This window comes from Nocardia sp. NPDC050713 (assembly GCF_040654315.1).
Lineage (GTDB): Bacteria > Actinomycetota > Actinomycetes > Mycobacteriales > Mycobacteriaceae > Nocardia.
The window spans coordinates 16,413-35,195 of record NZ_JBFAHS010000011.1; the positions used below are offsets into that span (position 1 = coordinate 16,413).

An 18,783-nucleotide genomic window follows, 5' to 3' on the forward strand; every position below is an offset into this window, starting at 1 on the left:
ATCGCTGCTACAGCAACTGGCTCGAGGATCTCGGGCGTACGACGCCGAGCGGCAGGCCGCGGCGGTCTCGACCTTCCACGGGCCATCGGCGAGGGAGCCGGCGGCGTTCTGGGGCCGCCCCTCGCTTCGCAACCCACCACACACACCCACATCGAGAAAAGGACGACTGATGATCACTGACCCCACGGCCACCTCGGCCGGACGACGCGCAGCCGGGTGGCAGGCATGAGCAATGCATTGCCACCGGACGTGACCGACCTGCTGCATCGGCTCGACGCGTTCATCGACGCCGAGATCGCTCCGTTGGAGGAGCAGGACGACAACCGCCGCTTCTTCGACCACCGCAGGGAGTGGGCTCGCACGGATTTCGAGAACGACGGCCTGCCCCGGCACGAGTGGGAGGAACTCCTCGACGAAGTCCGTAGGAGGGCGGACGCGGCCGGTTTCTACCGCTATTCGCTGCCGAAGGATCTGGGCGGCAACGACGGCTCCGATACCGCCATGGCCGCTATCCGAGAACATCTCGCCCATCGGGGGCTCGGACTACACAATGACCTCCAGAACGAACACTCGGTCGTGGGCAACCTCGTCTTCGCACACCTGATCCACCTCTTCGGCACGCAGGCGCAGCGCGAGGAGCTCGTGGAAGGTCTGATCACCGGCGGCAAGGGCCTGACGTTCGGGCTGACCGAGCCGGAGCACGGCAGCGACGCGACGTGGTTGGAGACGACCGCCCGTCGTGTCGGGGACGACTGGGTCATCAACGGGGCCAAGCGGTGGAATACCGGAATCCACACGGCTACCCACGCTCTCATCTTCGCGAGGACGTCCGGCGAGCCCGGCTCGGCGAAAGGGATCACAGCCTTCCTCGTCCCCACTCACGTACGGGGCTTTCAGGTCCCGTTCTACTGGTGGACGCTCAACATGCCCACCGACCACGGTGAAGTCGTGCTCCAGGACGTGCGCGTGCCCGCGTCGGCGGTGTTCGGCGCGGAGGGCGAGGCATTGACCATCGCGCAGACCTTCCTGCACGAGAACCGGATTCGGCAAGCCGCTTCCAGTCTCGGAGCCGCGCAGTACTGTATCGACCGCGCGGTCGCCTACGCCAAGGAGCGGCATACCTTCGGGCGCCCCTTGTCCACTCGGCAGGCGATCCAGTGGCCCTTGGTGGAACTGCACACCGAGGCCGAGATGTGCCGGGCGCTGATCCGCCAGACGGCCGCGGACCTCGACGAGTGCCGAGCCGAGGGACGGCCCGCGGTCTCGGTCGGCCACAAGGTTTCGATGTGCAACTACCGGAGTAACAGGCTCGTCTGCGAGGCCGCCGATCGCGCGATGCAGGTGTTTGGCGGCATCGGTTACTCGCGACACGAACCGTTCGAGCACATCTACCGCCATCACCGCCGCTACCGCATCACCGAAGGCGCCGAAGAGGTCCAGATGCGCCGGGTCGCCGGCCAGCTGTTCGGATTTATCTGAGCGCCGTAGACGGTCGACCTCGTTGTGATAAAGGCTGCCCGCTCGATGCCGGGCGGCCTTTATCGATCGTCGTTCCTACTTGCGGAGAAGCCGACGGGCGCTTGCCGCGGAATGCCCCTCGACACAGTCGTCAGATATGAACAATCGAAGGGGTCCCGAGAGCGGGTGATGGCCTCGACTATCCCGACGGACTCCCGGAAGGCTACGGATGGCGTCGTCCGCAGACATTGCGCAGCTGAGCCGCCTCGACAAGTCCCGCAACGCATCTGGCGTGCGCGGCCAGCGCATGCGCGGTCGCCGTCATCTCTCCGCTCGCCCTTGGAATCCCGCGCGCCTCACGACGGTCGGGTGCCGCAGGCGGCTGGCCGTGCTTCGCGACGGCGCTTCGATCCCGGCGCCCGGCTGGGCCGGTCGGTCGATCGCCGGGCTTATCGCACCTCCGCTCGTTCCGCCGCTCCGCTGCTGTCTGATCGCATTGACGACAGACCGGGAGTTTCCCCGTCCAGCTCGGGCAAAAGATTGGTCAGGAAGGTGATGTATTCGTGCGACCGCGGATCGGCCACGTCCTCGCCGAGGCCGGGAGCCGGACCCGGATCGGCGGGGGCGAAGCCGCGAAGGATCATCGGGAAGCCTTTCAGCCACCCGCCATCGGCACCGCGCAGAGCGAGGCGCCGCTCGCGGTAGCGCGACTGGACGGCTCGGTCGGCCGCGGTGCACACCGGCACCGCGGGCACACCGGCTGCGCGCAGCTCGGCCACGGCCTGGTCCCTCGTTCGGGTCGACGCCCATTCGTTGATCCGCGCATCGACGTCGTCCTGGTTGTCCCACCACCACTGTTCGTCTTCAGCGACCGGCAGCCCGGGAACGAGGGTGCCGAGTGCCCGCCGATGCACGTCCGCGGTGCAGGAAAGAGCGATCCACGCCGTCTCCGCGGTCGGGTAGACATCGTGTGGCGTCGCGCCCGGCCTGCGGTTGCCCGTCGGATGCATCGGCCGACCTTCCCAGACGAAGGCAGCGAGCTGGTCGGCCAGCGTCCACGCCACCAGCTCTCGCTGCGACACGTCGAGCCATGTGCCGGCCCGTCGCGTCGCGACGGCGTGCGCCACCAAGGCCGCGCCCGCCAGCGCCACGATCTGGTCGGGAAAATTCACGTCGCCCGACGACCAGATCGGCGCCTCACCGCGATAACCCGTGACAGCGGCGAGACCGGAGAGCAGATCGAGGGTGGAACCGTAAGAGCTGTACCGAGATTCCGGTCCCACACTGCCCTGACTCGACAGGGACAGATAGATCAGATCGGGGTTCAGCTCCCGGGTGGTGTCCGGGTCGATCCCCATCCGGTGGGTGACTCCCGCCCGGAAGTTCTCGACCAGCACATCGGCCCGCCGGATGAGGTCGTGCACAATCCGGCGGCCGCCCTCGCTCTTGAGGTCGACGCACAGGCCGATCTTGCCGACGTTGTTCGACGCGAACATTGGCGAGACTGTGGGAATGACGCCGGCGTCCGCGCCCGGCATCGCCCACTGGCGGAACCGGTCCGGCCGGGCGTTCGACTCGATCTTGATGACGGTCGCGCCGTAGTCCGCGAGCAGTCTGCTCGTGGCCGCGCCCGCGGTGATCGTGCCGAAGTCCAGTACGAGCATGCCTGCCAGAGGCGCGTCACCCAGTCGGCCGACTCCCACCTCGGCTGCGGGCGTCACCCCGGCGACCGCGGCGCGACGGACGATCGCGTCCTCGCCGAGCGCGGGCGCCCGCTCGGCTTCGACGGTCCTCGCATCGGGCAGGAGGAAAGACACCACCGGGGCGTCTCGCCGGCGCCGGTCGGGAGGGATCACGAAACCCCTCTTAGCGAGCTGGTCGGCGGCGAGCAGATCCGCTGCCGTGGCCGCGTAGCCGAACGGGAGTCCCAGGCGCTGGGCCGAGGCGTAGACCTCGGCGGCATGCCGCCGCCTGATCGCGTCGGCGATGACCGGCCACAGTTCCTCCGCCCGTTCGAGCCGGACGCTCGCGTCGAGGAACTCCGGATCCGCGAGCCGGTCGTCATCGATCAGCTCTACGACCGCAGGCCACTGGTGGTCCAGGAAGATGACACCGACCCAGCCGTCCTTCGCCTCCACAATCCGCCACGACCCGCGCGACGCGCCGGTGCGGCAGGGAACCGCGGCGCCGAGCTCGTATGTCACATCGCTTTTCCAGTCCATATACGCGGCGACATCGCTCAAAGCGACCTCGACATGGTCGCCGGTTCCGGTCCGAGTGCGTCGGTGTAGGGCGAGCGAAGCGCCGAAAAGACCGACGAAGGCCGCCGCGTACGCTGCCTGCTCGCCGCCCAGTGTCAGCGGCGACCGGTCCGGCTCGCCGACCATCTGCGCCAACCCGCCGTAGGCCTCCGCGAGCAAACTGTCTCCCGCGGTCTCGGCAAACTCTCCCTCCAGACCGAACGCCGTCAGCGAGACGGTAACCAGCCGCGGAAACCGTCGCGCGAGACACTCCGGGTCCAGCCCGAGTTCCCGTGCTCGACTCGGGGACAGATCGATGAGCAGCACGTCAGCGGACGTCAGCAAGGCTTCCCAGTCGGCGGGGGCGAGGGCCGGATCGCACACCACGCTGCGCTTGCCCGCTGCTGTCGCGGTGAACGTGAACTCACGCGCACGGAGCGGGTGCCCGGCCGCGGGCTCACACAGCGTGACCTCGTGCCCCAGCCCGGCGAACAGCCTGCCGCACGCGGCTCCTGCCACCGACCGCGTCAGCTCGATGACCCGAAGAACCTCCGGAACATCCATTCCGCCGTCTCCGGCGAGCTCGCAGTGGCGACCGTTGCTGTGGGACTTCGTCATCGCCGATACCTCCTCCCCCGCCTGGCATGCGCCAGGTAGGACGTGTGCCCGGCCCTGGGCGCGCCCCCTCGGCGGGCCGACCCGTTGTCACAGGCGCATATGTCGAGATCGATGGCAGGAAGGACGACTACCCGTCGGTACACCCGGAAGAAGGCAGTCGGCTTCGTCATCTATATTTTGTATGACGGTATCCGATATACCGTAGCTTCGTCAATTTGCGCCGGATGATCGGACGCGCCGACGTGCAACGGCTCTCCGCGGGCGGCACACAACGACGCCCGGTGCCGCACCCGACCGAAGATGCCGCTGGCGAGGGGGAATTCGGGCGCACCACGAACTCCCCTTCCGGCATCGAATCGGGTTGGGGAGCGAAGCGCCCAGCCGACGCCGATCGATGGCAGCGCGACAGCCCGAATCCTCGGTGCAATCAACCGGACGTCACGAAACTTGTTCCCGCTCCGGCCTCGCACACCACCGCAAGGTCAGCGCGGATTCCCTCGGTGCGCGCTTGTTCATCCCTTTGCGCGTCGCTCCGAATGGACAGCTAGTCGATCCCCGGGCAGCCACCGGGTTCAGCCCCTCCCGCGCGACCACGGGCACTGCACATGGCGAGATGCTAGCCCGCGGACGGACCGCCAGCCGCCACACCGTTCATGGCGGTAGCGGTCACACAAACCACCCCACGTCAGCCGATGGCCGGATATCGAGGGCGCGGCATCGAGCCGCGATCCGTGACTCCTCGCCGATTCGAAGCGTCAGGCGGCGCCGCGCCCGAGCGCCGCCAGTGCCGCAGCCTTCGCCGCGAGCACGTGCGCACGTGCCGCCGCGGCGGCAGCCGGCCCATCTCGCTCGGCGATGAGGTCGATAATCTCCATCAGCTCTCGCCGACTGACCTCGGCACGGCCGCCGATCCGCAGGGAAACCCGGCGCAGCGCATGGATCCGCGCTTCGATCGACCCGAACATCTGCTGAAGAATCGAGTTGCCCGCGGCGTCGAGAAGAAGGTCGTAAAACTTCCGAGTAGCGGCGAGCTCATCATCGAGCTCACCGGAATCGGCCGACACCATAACGGCGCGGAGGTCCGCCACCTGGGCATCCGTGGCGTTCCGCACGACGAGTTCGACCGCAGCCGCCTCGAGCGGCGCGCGCACGTCGTACAGCTCGTTCACCACCTCCGCGGTCAGCATCGCGACCCGCAATCCCCTCGGGCCGGACCGCTCGACGAGACCCTCCGCCTGCAGGCTCCGAAGCGCCTCACGCAGGGACGTCCTGCTTACACCTGTCAGCTCGACGAGCTCCCGCTCGGTGAGCCTGCGGCCCGGCTCCAGATCACCCCGCGTAATGGCCTCGCGTACCGCGTCGGTGACCCGCTCCCGCAGCAACCGCTCTGGACGCTCGACCAGGAGTCCGAGATCACCGTCTGCCACTGAGACCTCCTTGGTTTTTGTAGGACCGACACATCATACAGGCCGACAGCCCTGGCGCCGCAATCCCGACCAGGACGTACAGCGACGTTCCCATCGGGTCGGATCACCCATCACCGACACGTTGACAGATTTCGTATTACGTAGTCCAATACTACAACGTGCGGCTAGTGAGAGCGCCGTCACACTCTGCAAAGGAGCATCTTGTGCCGTTGACCTACGAACAGACGGGGAACCTCTACATTCCGGACTTCAGTGACCCGGCCACGTTCACCGAGGAAGTCCCCCGCGCAGCCTTCGCCGAGATCCAGCGCCGACCGGGCCTGCACTGGGTCCCCACCACCGTCGCCAACAAGAACGGCGGGTACTGGGCGGTCACTCGGTTCGCCGACATCGTCGCTGTCGAGAAGGATCCGGCCACGTTCAGCTCGACCGGGGGCCCGTCCTTCCCGTACACGAACCTCTCGCCCGACCACCCGTCGGTGGACATGATCATGTGCACCGACCCGCCGCGGCACAACTACCTGCGCCGCGCGGCAGCGAAAGGGTTCGGCCCGCGTATCGTCGCGAACTTCGAGCCGTGGGTCCGGGAAGTCGTCACCCAGGCGATCGACGCGGTCGAGGGCAGGTCGGAGTTCGACTACGTCGAGGAGTTCGCCCGCACGATTCCCGCGTACGTCATCGCCACGGTCCTCGGCGCGCCGCGCGAGGACCGCGCGTATCTCGTGGAGCTGCTGACCGACTTCTTCGACGCCGCACAGCATTTCGAGGGGCTCGAGGAAGGAGAGGGGACGGCTGACCGTGTGATCCCGTTGCTCGGGCAGCTCACGGAGTACGCCGCGAAGATGCAGCAGGTCAAGCTGGTGAATCCGGGGGACGACATGTTCACCGAGCTGAGCCGGTGCGTCGAGCGTGGCGAGATCAACCAGGCGGAGTACCTGCAGTGGATGTTCGTCATGATCGCCGCGGGCTTCGAGACCACGCACACGACGATCGGTCAGTCGATGCGGATGTATCTGGAGGACCCGGAGATCGCAGCCCTGACCGACAAGGCCGTGGAGGAGGGTGAGGCCGGCCGCGCGGTCGATGAGTTCCTCAGGGTCATCAGCCCGGTGTATCAGATGGCCCGGACCGCCACTCGTGACTTGACCTTCGCCGGAGAACAGATCCGCGAGAACGATGTCATGGTCCTCTACTACACCGCCGCGAACCGGGATCCGGCAGTCTTCTCCGACCCCGATCGCTTCGACCCGTGGCGCCCCGAGAAGGAGATGCTCGCCTTCGGCACTGGCGTGCACCGCTGCATCGGCGCCCACCTGGCGAAACTGGAGCTGACCATCCTCTGGGAGGAACTGCGGGCCCGCAATGTGCGGCTCAAGCTCGCGGGCGAACCGCGCCGCGGCTGGTCCAACTACATCAACCTGCTGACCGAACTCCCGGTACGCCGGGTCTAACGCCAGAGTCGCGGCCGGCGCTGGACCGCCGAACGTCAGGGTGCTGGGGCATTCGATCTGTCCGACGCGCAATCGAATTCCTAGAACAGGACGCTCCGACTCGGCATGACCATGGCAGCCCGGCTGCCGCGCACTCGACATCAAGGAAGCTCGATTGACCGACCACCCATCCCCCGCGCCGGGAGAGCAGGACGGCGCGGGTTCGCGCGACGGCTTTCTGCACCTCACGCCCGAATCGGCATGGCGCACAGTTCGCGTCATCGAACACAATCCTTCGTCGAAGACCAGGCACGAGGCCCGTCGGTGCGAGCTCCGATAGGACCGCGGACCGAGAAGGGCGCTGCCCCGAGTGCACCGGCTTCCCGATTCAGTGCTCGGCCCAGCCGCGGTATTCGCACCCGCGTGCTGGCCATCGCGTTGATTCCGTGCGCGGCCCTTCTTGTCACGGGTACGACATTCGTCGTCACTCTGGCCAACGAGGCACGTGCGGCGGATCGCTGGGCCGAGTACCTGAACGAGCAGCTGGATTCGTTCGTCGGCTTCATCGTCGCGGTGCAGGATGAGCGAACCACCAGCTTCGCCGCCCTGAACGGCGACCCGTCGGCGACGTCCGACCTCGTGGCGCGGCGGGCGAAGACCGATTCGGCGCTCAGTGATGCCGCCCGAATCGCGCCGAAGATGCAGGAACTGAATCCCGAGGCCATCGCGAAGGCCAATCCGGCGTTCATGCGACTCGCGGCAGGCACGCCGACCATGCGGCGAGCCGTGGATGTTCGGCAGGCCACCACCGCGGAGGTGGACGACTTCTATACACAGCTCGCCGGTGTCGTGGCGACCGGAATCGAGGGGCTGGCACGCCATACTCCGGAGGCATTGACGTCCTCCGAGTTGATGACCGCTTCGGCACTGATGCAGGCGGCCGAACTCCACTCGCGCGCCGCGGGGATCGCGGCAGCGACGGCGACCGATGGACCGCTCTTCCCGGAGGACCGGCGAATGGTTGCCCAACTCGTCGGCGGCTATCGGCACCAACTCGAGGGACTGGTTTCCCAGCTGTCTGACGACGATCGGGCGCGATACCAGAAACTGATCGAAAGCCCCGAGTGGCACACGGCGACCCAGGGGCAGGACGAGCTGGCCGAGCAGGGGACTCTCGGGGTCTCGTACCCCGAGTGGCAGGCTGCCGAGCGTGCCGTCGACGCCGAACTCGTGGCCATGTTCCGAGACCACTTCCAGTTCGCGACAACGACGGCCGCAGATGCCGCCGACCGGACGCTTGATCGGTTGATCCTGGCCGGTGCGGCCGTGGCGATCGCCGCGACCCTCGCGTTCGTGCCGGCCCTGCTGCTGGCCAATCGCCTTGTCCGGCGCCTGCGGTCGCTGCGTTCGCGAAGCCTGGAACTGGCCAACGAGACACTGCCGTCGATCATCCAGCGTCTCCACGACGGCGAGCTCATCGACCTCGATGCCGAAGTGACGGTGGTCGACAGCGGCACCGACGAGATCGGGCAGGTGGCGGACGCGTTCAGCACGGCGCAGCGCACTGCGATGACTGTCGCCGCCACCGAGGCGCGGACCCGGACCGGATTCAACAGGGTCTTCCTCGACATCGCCCGCCGCAACCAGGTCGTGGTTCGCAGACAGCTGGACGTACTGGACATCGCCGAGGCCAAGCAGAACGATCCCGAACACCTCGAATTGCTGTTCCAACTGGACCATTTGGCGACCAGGGCGCGACGGAACGCCGAGAACCTGCTGATCCTCGGCGGCGGTCGAGCCGGTCGCCGCTGGCGTGATCCGGTCGCGCTGGAGCAGATCGTGCGCAGCGCGGTCTCCGAAACCCACGATCTCACCCGAGTGAGCGCGGTACGCCTGCCGGAGGCGTACGTCCTCGGCAACGTTGTCGCGGACCTCATTCACCTGCTGGCCGAGCTGATCGACAACGCGACGACGTTCTCCCCACCGCAGGCGCTCGTATCGGTGCATGGGAACCTCGTCGGCCGCGGCGTGGTGGTCCAGGTGGAGGACCAAGGCCTCGGCCTGCGGTCCGATGAACGGGAACGACTCAACCAACTGCTCGCCGACCCGCCCGACTTCCAGAAGATGGCGCTGGCGGGACAGCGGAACCTGGGCTTGTTCGTGGTCGGCAGGCTGGCGCGACGGCACGGCATCGCGGTGAACCTAGAGGATTCGGCGTACGGAGGGATCAAGGCCGTCGTGCTGATTCCGGTCGCCTTGCTGAGCGCCGATCCGTCTGCGGATGACGCCGATCCGAGCGGCACACCGGGGACGGGCGGGCATCGGCGCATACCGGCCCCGCCCGCGGCCGGCGAACAAGTGCACCACCTATCCGGCCGCGACGGTCCACAGGAGCAGCCACAGCCGTCCGGCGAACCAGTCGGGCTGCCGACAGCAGAGACCCCCGTCAACGGCGCTTCCCACCGGTTCGAGCCGCCGCGCCCGACCTCGCGCCAGCGGGCACCGCTGCCCCGGCGGCAACGCCTCGCCCACCTCGCACCGGAACTGCGATGGGACGAAGCGAATCCCGACAGGAACCAGCCGTTCCACCAATCCCGGCGCCCCGCTGACGAAATACGAAACTCCATGTCCTCCTTTCAACGAGGAACACGCCATGCACGCGAGTCCGCAGCGGACTCCAACCAGTGAAAGTCGACCCTCTGAAGATGAGAAACGAAGTGGCAGACCAGAAGTCCGGTCGGAACGCACTGGACTGGCTCCTCGACGGCCTCGTCACCCGGGTACCGGGAGCCGAGCACGCGATGGTCCTTTCGGCCGACGGACTCCCGGTGGCCCGTTCGAACGAACTGGAACGCGAGGATTCCGAACATCTCGCCGCCATCGCGTCCGCGCTGCACAGCCTGGCTCGCGGTGTGGGTACCCGCTTCGACAAAGGCCAGTTCCGGCAAACGGTCGTCGAACTCGAGGACGGGTACATGGTTGTCACCGAAGCGGGGCAGGGCACCTGCCTGGCGCTGCTGGCGGCGATCGATGCCGACCTCGGCATCGTCGCCTATCAAATGAATGTCATTGTCGGACAGGTCGGCACTCAGCTATCGGCGACGCCCCGCACTCCACAAGGCACACTGCGCGCATCGTCGGTGCGATGAACCGCCACGAAGGCGACTCCTGGGCGTTCGCCGACGATCCCGGACCCCTGGTCCGGCCGTTCGCGGTGACCCGCGGCCGAGCCGGGACGAACCTTCACTCCCTCGATATCCTCACCCTGGTCGTGGCCGTACGGACGGACCCCAACGCCGCCACCCTCGATCGGGAGTATGAGGAGATAATGCGGCTGTGCCAGGGCAGGCCGATATCGATCGCCGAGCTCGCCGCCCACTTGAACCTTTTGCTGGCGGCCGTCAAGGTCTTGGTCAGCGACTTGATCGACTCCGGGCACGTAATTTTCAGATCTCCGCCGCCGCCCGCGGACGGCCCCGACCCATTCCTGCTGCAGATGGTGCTCGATGGTATTCGCAAACTTTGATCCCGTGACTGCCGACATCGACGCGGTACAGGTCGTCAAACTGCTGATCGCAGGCGGTTTCGGCGTCGGCAAGACGACACTGGTGACCGCGGTCAGCGAGATCACACCGCTGCGCACCGAGGAACGGCTGTCCGAACTCGGCGCCGCGGTCGACGACCTGACCGGTGTCGAGGGCAAGACGACAACGACCGTGGCGCTGGACTTCGGCCGCATCACGATCAATCCGCAGGTGATGCTGTACCTGTTCGGCACGCCCGGGCAGGACCGATTCTGGTTCATGTGGAGGGAACTGTCGCTCGGCGCCCTCGGCGCGGTCGTCCTCGCCGATACTCGGCGCCTGGAGGACTCGTTCGCCGCGGTGGACTACTTCGAGTCCCGCGAGATCCCGTTCATCGTCGCGGTGAACTGCTTCGCCGGGGCCGATATCTACGAAGCGGACGAAGTCCGCGCGGCCCTCGACCTCCCGTCCCACGTCCCGGTCGTCTTCTGCGACGTACGGAACCGGCAATCAGCGAAGGATGTGCTCGTGCACCTGCTCGAGCACATCGCGACCACATCGCCTGCTGGACGCCACCGAACCCCTACTCCCTGAGACGAACAGTCGCCAAGGCGATGATCGATCTCGAGCGTCGCCGTGCATGCGGTCAGCGCCACCATCCTCCCCGGGACGCTACAGTGCCACCACACGCGCGCAGTCGATAGCCCCGTCCTCGACGTGCTCACCAATCGCGGCTATAATGTAGTGGTCACTCAATACAATGATTGGGCGGATGCGGCAGGAATGCGGACTGGAAAGGGGTCCTCCCGGGACACCGAACCAACGACGATCCCGAGACCGGAGCACGTCGGCCCGAACACCAAATTCCACTGAATCAACGAGGTCACAATGGAATTCGATGGCAAGGTAGTAGTCGTCACCGGAGGTAGCCGAGGGATGGGCCAGGAGATGGTCCGCGCCTTCGCCGCCGAGGGCGCCCATGTCGTGGTGGCGAGCCGCAAGCTCGCCGATTGCGAGGTGGTGGCGAAGGCGGCCGAAGCACTGCACGATCGCCGGGCGCTAGCCGTACCTTGCAACGTCAGCGACTGGGCACAGTGCGACGCCCTGATCGATACCGTGTACCAGGAATTCGACCGGGTCGACGTGCTGGTCAACAACGCCGGACTGTCGCCGTTGTACCCGTCGGTCGATCAGATCACCGAGGCGTACTTCGACAAAGTGATCGGCGTGAACCTCAAGGGCCCGTTCCGGTTGGCATCGGTCATCGGTGCCCGGATGGCGGCGACCGGGGGCGGCTCGATCATCAACATCTCCTCGATCGAGGCGATACGCCCGGATCCCAACGCGGTCCCCTACGCGGCCGCCAAGGCCGCGCTCAACAACCTCACCGAGGGTTTGGCGCAGACCTTCGGGTCGTCCGGCGTTCGGGTCAACGCGATCCAGTGTGGACCGTTCCTCACCGACATCTCTCATGCCTGGACCGAGGAAATGCGCGCGCATTTCGACAGCCAGGCGGCCCTGCGCCGGTGTGGCAACCCCGACGAAATCGTCGGAGCGGCATTGTATTTCGCGAGCGAAAGGGCATCCTTCTGCACTGGTGCCGTACTACGGCTGGACGGCGGGGTCCGATGACCGCCGTGTACGCGGACGCGAACGTCGGTGTCCCCGGGGTCGAGCTTGCCGCCCTCACCGACTGGATGGACACCCAGGGCCTCGAGTACGGATCACTGACCGAAGTGCGCGCCATCGGCGGCGGCACCCAGAACATCATGCTGCGATTCACTCGTGGCGCACGGGAGTTCGTACTGCGCCGCGGTCCACTGCATCCGCGTGCCACGACCAATGACAACCTTCGCCGGGAGATGCGGCTGTTGGCGGCGTTGTCCGACACCGCGGTGCCACATGCCCCGCTGATCGCCGCCTGCCTCGACGAATCGGCGCTTGGCGAGTCGGTCTTCTACCTCATGGAGCCGCTGGACGGTTTCAACGCCGCGGTGGAGCTGCCCGCACTGCACGCCACGAACGAAGGCGTTCGCTATCGGATGGGACTCGCGGTCGTCGACGCGCTGGCCACGTTGAGCACGGTCGACTACGAGGCAGCAGGGCTGGCCGATTTCGGACGGCCCGAGGGCTTCCTCGAACGTCAAGTGCCGCGCTGGCTGCACGAGCTGGATTCCTATGCACGGCTCGACAACTACCCCGGCCACGGCCTACCGGTCGAGTTCGTGTCCGAATGGCTGACTCGTAACCGTCCGTCCAGCGGGCCGATCGGGATCATGCACGGCGACTACCACCTCGCCAACGTCATGTTCGCACCCGACGGACCGCAGGTGGCAGCGATCGTTGACTGGGAGATGTGCACGATCGGCGATCCGATGCTGGATCTGGGGTGGCTGCTGGCCACCTGGCCGGAACCGGATGAGCGCGGCGACGTCCTCGGCTCCGCACTCGCGGGCGCGGGCGGACTGCCACCGGCGCAGGAGCTGGTCCGACGCTACGGCGAACGCACCGGATTCGATGTGTCGGCCGCGGACTGGTACGCCGTGCTGGCGTGTTTCAAGCTCGGCATCATCCTGGAGGGCACCCACGCGCGGTCTTGCGCCGGACTCGCCCCCGCCGACGTGGGGCAACGGCTGCACACCAGCGCAACAACCCTGTTCGCCCGGGCATGCAACCTGATCAACCGCAACCAATCGTAATCACGAATCGAGGACCGCAATGGCGTGGGATTTCTCTACCGAACCAGAATTTCAGAAGAAGCTGGACTGGATCCAGGATTTCGTCCGCGGCGAGGTAATTCCGCTGGAGACGCTCGATCTGGATTGGACGCAGCTGCGTCGCGCGATCGCGCCACTGCAGCAGCAGGTCAAACAGCAGGATCTGTGGGCCGCACATCTCGACCCGGAACTGGGCGGCCAGGGCTACGGCCAGGTCAAGCTCGGGTTGATGCACGAGATCATCGGCTCGAGCTGGCTGGCGCCGCTGGTTTTCGGCAATCAGGCACCCGATTCGGGCAACAGCGAAATCCTCGCCGCCGCGGGCACACCCGAGCAGAAGGCGCGGTGGCTCGAGCCGCTGCTGTCCGGCGAGATGTACTCGGCGTTCGCGCTCACCGAGCCGGACAATGCCGGTTCGGACCCGACTCGCTTGTCCACCACGGCCGTGCGCGACGGCGACGACTGGGTCATCAACGGACACAAGTGGTTCGTCTCCAACGCCTCGACAGCGGACTTCATCATCGTCGTGGCCGTGACCGACCCCGAAGCCGAAAAGCACCGGCGCGCATCGCAATTCATCGTTCCGGTCGGCACCCCCGGCGTGCGAATCCTGCGCGACCTGGCCACCATGGAGCACCCGACCATCCAGCCGAACCACTACCCTTCGCACGCCGAGGTACAGTTCGAGAACGTCCGGGTGCCTGCGGACGCACTGCTCGGCGGCGTCGGCGACGGCTTCCGCATCGCCCAGAAGCGGCTGGGTCCGGGCCGCATCCATCACTGTATGCGCTGGATCGGGCAGGCCAAGCGCGCCTTCGACATGATGTGCGAACGCGCCGCCGCCCGCGAGCTGCACGCCGGCGTGCTGGCTGACAAGCAGACCATCCGAAACTGGATCGCCGACTCGGCCGCCGAAATTCAGGCCGCCCGCCTGATGACGTTGAACGCGGCCTGGATGATCGACAACCACGGCACCTCGGCAGCACGCAAGGAAATCGCCTTCATCAAGTATTACGGCGCGAAAGTGCTGCACGACGTCATCGACCGCGCCATCCAGACTTGCGGCTCCCTCGGCTACTCCGCCGACCTGCCGTTGGAGGGGATGTACCGGGCGGCCCGCGCGGCCCGCTTCTACGACGGCCCCGACGAGGTGCACCGCGACAGCGTCGCCAAGCTGATCCTGCGCGGCTACACACCTCCGGCGACAGGTGTGCCGACCGAACACGTGCCCACGCGTAGAGCTGCGGCCCAAGAGCGATTCGCGGAACTGCTCACCGCCACAGCCGACGCCTCGTCCGAGAAATCTGACCTGTAATCACCGCTCGCTGTCCGAGGAGTCAAGCCCATGACCGCAGATGCACCGCTGCCACCCGAAAACGATGTGCACCTGCGGATCTGGCTTGCCGACATGATGTTCGACTACGTCGCTACCGCCAGAGCGGCACGCAATCTGATCGACGACTGGCAGCGGCGGAAACATCGGCATTCGGTCGAACTGATCCGCAGTACCGTCGAGGAGCGTCGGCTGCTACCACGCCTACCGTGTGAACGATTGTTCGCCTGCTGAGCGGGCCACGGCGAAATGGGGAAGTTCGGAGCCATGTATTCGCTCCCTGCCGCTCGTTCGCCTACGGTTTTCCGCCTCGCTTGGTCCCCGCTGCCCGCGAGATCCTGGGCGTCTCGACTCTCGATTTGCGCTCCTCGAACAAGGTGATCGAGAAACCGGGACCGGGCGAGGAAAGGCGAAGACGAACACTTTTTACTTCGACACGCATTTCTTGTCCCGTTCTCTTGTGGGCGCTACATTCGACCCCATCGTCCGCACCTCCCACGGTGAGCTGTTTCAGATCCAGAAGTGGTTAGCGCGGTCGGTCGCGGGCCTGCCACGGCGAATGCAATCGACGATGCCCACCCGGGCGGTATCCATCCGCCAGGGGACCCCTCCGCTGACCGCACCAGATGTCGTCGAGCGGCCAAAATCGAGCACATGTCGAACATGTCAGCGTCGATCTCCGTTGATTCGCGCGGCCAATCGCGGGGTTGGCGACGACCGCGGTCGCGACTCATGTCGCCATTACACGGAGGTACCAGTTGCCCGCCGAGGAGGCAATCCGACGTGCGGCCGCACAAGCACTCGACGGGCCGCAACCGCACGGCGACCGCGGGTTCGGCCGGTGCGCGGGAGACAGCGGTGACCTCGAGGCTCACGGTCCCAGATTCCTGGCGATGGCCCGGTGCGATCGCGATAGCGTGAGCTGATGTCCACCTCGACGCTGGGATGGGAGCCACCGTCGGCGCACGTGTCCGGGTTGATCACCGCGACCGTCGAGGGATTCGTGGCGAATCTGGACGGGCTGGTCGATGAGATGGCGGCAGCTGCCATCGCCGCGGCGCCCGCGCTGGCTGGTGACGCCGCGCTCGAAGAAAGCGTGCGCGCGAGTGTCCGGGCGATGACGTTGCGCTGGGTCGACGCCCAGCGCCGCCGACCGGGCGGGCGGGTTCCCGTCGATGTGCCTCCCGCAGCCCTCGACGTCGCCCGTGACTTGATCCGGCACGGGGTCGACTTCCAGCAACTCCTGACCGGTTACCGCTGCGCCGAGAATGTCGGGTGCCGACGGTGGGTGCTGGCCGCGGCGCAGGCGGTGCCACCACAGGAGGTCGCCGTGGTAGCCGACTTCGGTCTGCGTTCCATCAACGATTGGGTCGACGCGGCGCTCGCCTTGATCAACCGTCAGATCGAGCGGGAGCGCGACGATTTGATGGGCGGCGTACTCACCCGCCGTCTGGAAACGGTCACGCTGATCATCGACGGTGCGCCGATCCGGGAAGAAGTGGCGCGTGAACGCCTCGCATACGATCTGTCGGCCTGGCATACCGGGATGGTGTTGTGGTCCGCATCGCTGGATCACGAGCACGGCCTACTCGAGAAGGCGGCTCGCCTGATCGCGATGGAAGCAGGCCTGCGACCACCACTGATTCTTCCGGCCACCACCGCGACGACGTGGGTATGGCTCAGCGGCGACCAGCGGCTCGATGTACGCCTGCTCCGCGAGGTCATGGCCGAGGCGCCGGAGGGAGTGCTGGCGACCGCGGGGTCCAGCAGGGAGCGCATGGCCGGATTCCGCAGAACCCATCGGGAAGCAGTCGCCGCGCGGCGCGTGGCCGAGCGAAACCCGGGGAGGGAACGGTTCACCGCCTACGACGATGTCCGTATCGCGGTGCTGGCGTCGCAGGACGAGGAGACCGCCGGGCAGTTCGTTTCCGACACGCTGGGTGAGCTCGCCGGCGCGGATACCGACCTGCGCGAGACCTTGCGGGTCTACCTGCAGGAGGACGGCAACACCGCCCGCACCGCGGCGCGGCTGTTCACACATCGCAACACCGTATTGAACCGCCTGGAACGCGCGGAACGACTACTGCCGCAACCGCTGTCGGGGCGCCGTCTCAGCGTGGGGCTGGCGCTGGAGCTGGTTCATTGGTCAGGCGGGTGGTGCTGAGCGACCCGCGCCGGGTTGTGCAGACACACAGCAACTGGTTCCTGTTCTGTGCAACGAACACTTCTGGAGTGACGCCGATCACGCGTAGCGTCGGCGGTCGTCGCGAAAGGAGAAATGGTGAGCGACTCAATTGACTTCGACGCTGTGGTTATTGGGGCAGGATTCGGCGGTCTACGGGCCTTGCACGATCTGACGCAAATGGGATTGTCGACGGTTCTCCTCGAGGCCGGAACGGATGTCGGCGGTGTATGGTACTGGAATCGCTATCCGGGAGCACGGACCGACAGTGAGGCTTGGTACTACTGCTACTCGTTCTCCAAAGAAGTACTCACTGAATGGGACTGGTCGCAGCGTTATCCCACCCAGGCCGAGATGTCGCGGTACTTTCAGTTCGTCGCGGATCGGCTCGATTTGCGCAAGCACATCCGATTCCAGACCCGCCTGACTTCTGCCGTGTGGGATGAGTCGGCCAAGGTCTGGAAGGTTCAGACCGACGACGGGCAATCGCTCACGTGCCGGTATCTCGTTTCGGCGGCAGGTCCGCTCTCCAAGCCTTTCCTGCCCGACATCCCGGGATTGAATTCCTTCACCGGCGAGTGGTATCAAACCGCGTTCTGGCCGAAGCACAATATCGATTTCACCGGCAAGCGAGTCGCCGTAATAGGTACGGGCGCCTCCGGCGTTCAGGTCGTACCGGTGGTCGCGCTGTCCGCGGCGGAAGTCACCGTGTTCCAGCGGACGCCGAACTACGTGCTGCCAGCGCGGAACCGGCCGCTCGACGAGGCCGAGCGTGCGGCGATCAAGGCCGATTACGAGAACATCTGGGCACGCGCCCGTCGCCAGTTCTACGCGATGGACTTGCCGGTGTGCGAGCAGAGCGCGGCCGACTTCAGCCCGGCAGACCAGCAGCGGGTACTCGAACGAGCCTGGGAGGTAGGCGGATTCCGCTTCCTGTTCGACACATTCAACGATCTTTGGCTCGACGGCGAGGCCAATGAGATCGCATCGGAGTTCATCCGATCCAAGATCCGGGCGATCGTCAAGGACCCCGCCACCGCGGAGCTGCTGTGCCCGCAGTACCCGCTGGCCGCCAAGCGTCCCCCATGCGGGCACGGATACTACGAGGCGTACAACCGCGACAACGTCTCTCTCGTGGATGTCAGCAAGAACCCGATCACGGAGATCCTCCCGACGGGCCTGCGCACGGCCACCGATGTCTACGAGGCCGATGTCATCATCTTCGCCACGGGCTTCGACGCCATCACCGGACCCGCGCAGGGTGTCGATATCCGCGGCCGCGACGGTCGGCGCCTGAGCGAAGTGTGGGAGACCGTCCCGCGCAGCTACCTCGGAATGGCAGTCGACGGGTTCCCCAACATGTTCACCGTGGCAGGTCCGCTTGGCCCCTTCGCCAATGGCCCGACCATGGTGGAGGGGCAGGTCGAATGGGTCACCTCCGCTATTTCGCATATGCGGCGACGCGGCGCGGTCGCGCTGGAACCGATCCCTGACGCCGTCGATTCCTGGGTCCGTCATGCCGAGGAGATCCTCGAGGGGACGGTCTTGGCCAACGCCGCGACAGCGAACTCCTGGTTCCTGGGAGCGAACATCCCTGGTAAACCGCGTGGCATTCTGGCCTACTTCGGCGGCGCGGGAACGTATTTCGACCGACTCGAGAGCGAAGTCGAGTCGGATTTCCCGGGGTTCGCCTTCACCGCACAAGCCGAAACCGCGCAGCAGGCCGTCGCCGTCAACAGCTGAGGCCGCGCGTCCGCCCGCCCGCGATGAATGAAGTCGTGGAAGGAAAGGCCCGATCACATCGGGCCTTTCGATAGCGGGCGCGACCGGAGTCCGGCAATCGGTTCAGAAAGG

Annotated in this window: 14 protein-coding genes; 12 read left to right on the forward strand and 2 right to left on the reverse strand. The window is 66.4% G+C overall.

Annotated elements, in window-relative coordinates; translation table 11 throughout:
* Positions 1-225: 225 nt before the first annotated feature.
* Positions 226-1,479, forward strand: a complete 1,254-nt coding sequence (locus AB0H49_RS20430; RefSeq protein ID WP_357253522.1) for an acyl-CoA dehydrogenase family protein — start codon at positions 226-228, stop codon at positions 1,477-1,479.
* 428 nt (positions 1,480-1,907) lie between these two features.
* Here AB0H49_RS20430 and AB0H49_RS20435 read toward each other — a convergent pair whose 3' ends face one another.
* Both AB0H49_RS20435 and AB0H49_RS20440 read right to left on the reverse strand, forming a co-directional pair.
* A complete protein-coding gene (locus tag AB0H49_RS20435; RefSeq protein ID WP_357253524.1) occupies positions 1,908-4,316 on the reverse strand; it encodes a CoA transferase in 2,409 nt (802 codons plus the stop codon).
* Between the two features lie 755 nt (positions 4,317-5,071).
* Positions 5,072-5,743, reverse strand: a complete 672-nt coding sequence (locus AB0H49_RS20440; RefSeq protein ID WP_357253526.1) for a GntR family transcriptional regulator — start codon at positions 5,741-5,743, stop codon at positions 5,072-5,074.
* Between the two features lie 203 nt (positions 5,744-5,946).
* Here AB0H49_RS20440 and AB0H49_RS20445 point away from each other — a divergent pair, with 203 nt between their 5' ends.
* The 11 genes from AB0H49_RS20445 (at position 5,947) to AB0H49_RS20495 (ending at position 18,672) form a co-directional block, all read left to right on the forward strand.
* Positions 5,947-7,194 carry a cytochrome P450 gene (locus tag AB0H49_RS20445; protein WP_357253528.1) on the forward strand — a complete coding sequence of 416 codons (1,248 nt, stop codon included), beginning with the start codon at positions 5,947-5,949 and terminating at the stop codon, positions 7,192-7,194.
* A gap of 402 nt (positions 7,195-7,596) precedes the next feature.
* On the forward strand, positions 7,597-9,861 hold the full coding sequence (locus tag AB0H49_RS20450; protein ID WP_357253529.1) for a nitrate- and nitrite sensing domain-containing protein: 2,265 nt from the start codon (positions 7,597-7,599) through the stop codon (positions 9,859-9,861).
* Between the two features lie 17 nt (positions 9,862-9,878).
* Positions 9,879-10,322: a roadblock/LC7 domain-containing protein gene (locus AB0H49_RS20455; RefSeq protein WP_357253531.1), complete on the forward strand. Its 444-nt coding sequence runs from the start codon at positions 9,879-9,881 to the stop codon at positions 10,320-10,322.
* Entirely contained in the window at positions 10,319-10,699 is a 381-nt protein-coding gene (locus AB0H49_RS20460) for a DUF742 domain-containing protein (protein WP_357253533.1), read from the forward strand. The genes AB0H49_RS20455 and AB0H49_RS20460 overlap by 4 nt, the downstream gene beginning before the upstream one ends.
* Positions 10,680-11,291, forward strand: a complete 612-nt coding sequence (locus tag AB0H49_RS20465; protein WP_357253535.1) for an ATP/GTP-binding protein — start codon at positions 10,680-10,682, stop codon at positions 11,289-11,291. Before AB0H49_RS20460 ends, AB0H49_RS20465 begins: the two co-directional genes overlap by 20 nt.
* Positions 11,292-11,585: 294 nt before the next feature.
* Entirely contained in the window at positions 11,586-12,329 is a 744-nt protein-coding gene (locus AB0H49_RS20470) for a glucose 1-dehydrogenase (RefSeq protein ID WP_068062183.1), read from the forward strand.
* Positions 12,326-13,396 (forward strand): phosphotransferase family protein, encoded by a 1,071-nt coding sequence (locus AB0H49_RS20475; protein ID WP_357253537.1) that lies wholly within the window; start codon positions 12,326-12,328, stop codon positions 13,394-13,396. The genes AB0H49_RS20470 and AB0H49_RS20475 overlap by 4 nt, the downstream gene beginning before the upstream one ends.
* A gap of 19 nt (positions 13,397-13,415) precedes the next feature.
* Complete coding sequence (locus tag AB0H49_RS20480; RefSeq protein WP_357253539.1) at positions 13,416-14,729, forward strand: acyl-CoA dehydrogenase family protein; 1,314 nt, start codon at positions 13,416-13,418, stop codon at positions 14,727-14,729.
* Positions 14,730-14,759: 30 nt separating this feature from the next.
* Positions 14,760-14,981, forward strand: a complete 222-nt coding sequence (locus AB0H49_RS20485) for a hypothetical protein (RefSeq protein ID WP_357253541.1) — start codon at positions 14,760-14,762, stop codon at positions 14,979-14,981.
* Between the two features lie 691 nt (positions 14,982-15,672).
* Entirely contained in the window at positions 15,673-16,911 is a 1,239-nt protein-coding gene (locus tag AB0H49_RS20490; protein WP_357253543.1) for a helix-turn-helix domain-containing protein, read from the forward strand.
* 117 nt (positions 16,912-17,028) lie between these two features.
* Positions 17,029-18,672, forward strand: a complete 1,644-nt coding sequence (locus AB0H49_RS20495; protein ID WP_357253545.1) for an NAD(P)/FAD-dependent oxidoreductase — start codon at positions 17,029-17,031, stop codon at positions 18,670-18,672.
* Positions 18,673-18,783 lie beyond the last annotated feature (111 nt).

What these genes read in the sequence shown, in the direction of transcription:
- AB0H49_RS20475 (WP_357253537.1), top strand. Translation starts at nt 12,326, where the DNA reads ATGACCGCCGTGTACGCGGACGCGAACGTCGGTGTCCCCGGGGTCGAG.
- AB0H49_RS20485 (WP_357253541.1), top strand. Translation starts at nt 14,760, where the DNA reads ATGACCGCAGATGCACCGCTGCCACCCGAAAACGATGTGCACCTGCGG.
- AB0H49_RS20465 (WP_357253535.1), top strand. Translation starts at nt 10,680, where the DNA reads ATGGTATTCGCAAACTTTGATCCCGTGACTGCCGACATCGACGCGGTA.
- AB0H49_RS20435 (WP_357253524.1), bottom strand. Translation starts at nt 4,316, where the DNA reads ATGACGAAGTCCCACAGCAACGGTCGCCACTGCGAGCTCGCCGGAGAC.
- AB0H49_RS20490 (WP_357253543.1), top strand. Translation starts at nt 15,673, where the DNA reads ATGTCCACCTCGACGCTGGGATGGGAGCCACCGTCGGCGCACGTGTCC.
- AB0H49_RS20430 (WP_357253522.1), top strand. Translation starts at nt 226, where the DNA reads ATGAGCAATGCATTGCCACCGGACGTGACCGACCTGCTGCATCGGCTC.
- AB0H49_RS20470 (WP_068062183.1), top strand. Translation starts at nt 11,586, where the DNA reads ATGGAATTCGATGGCAAGGTAGTAGTCGTCACCGGAGGTAGCCGAGGG.
- AB0H49_RS20460 (WP_357253533.1), top strand. Translation starts at nt 10,319, where the DNA reads ATGAACCGCCACGAAGGCGACTCCTGGGCGTTCGCCGACGATCCCGGA.
- AB0H49_RS20455 (WP_357253531.1), top strand. Translation starts at nt 9,879, where the DNA reads ATGAGAAACGAAGTGGCAGACCAGAAGTCCGGTCGGAACGCACTGGAC.
- AB0H49_RS20480 (WP_357253539.1), top strand. Translation starts at nt 13,416, where the DNA reads ATGGCGTGGGATTTCTCTACCGAACCAGAATTTCAGAAGAAGCTGGAC.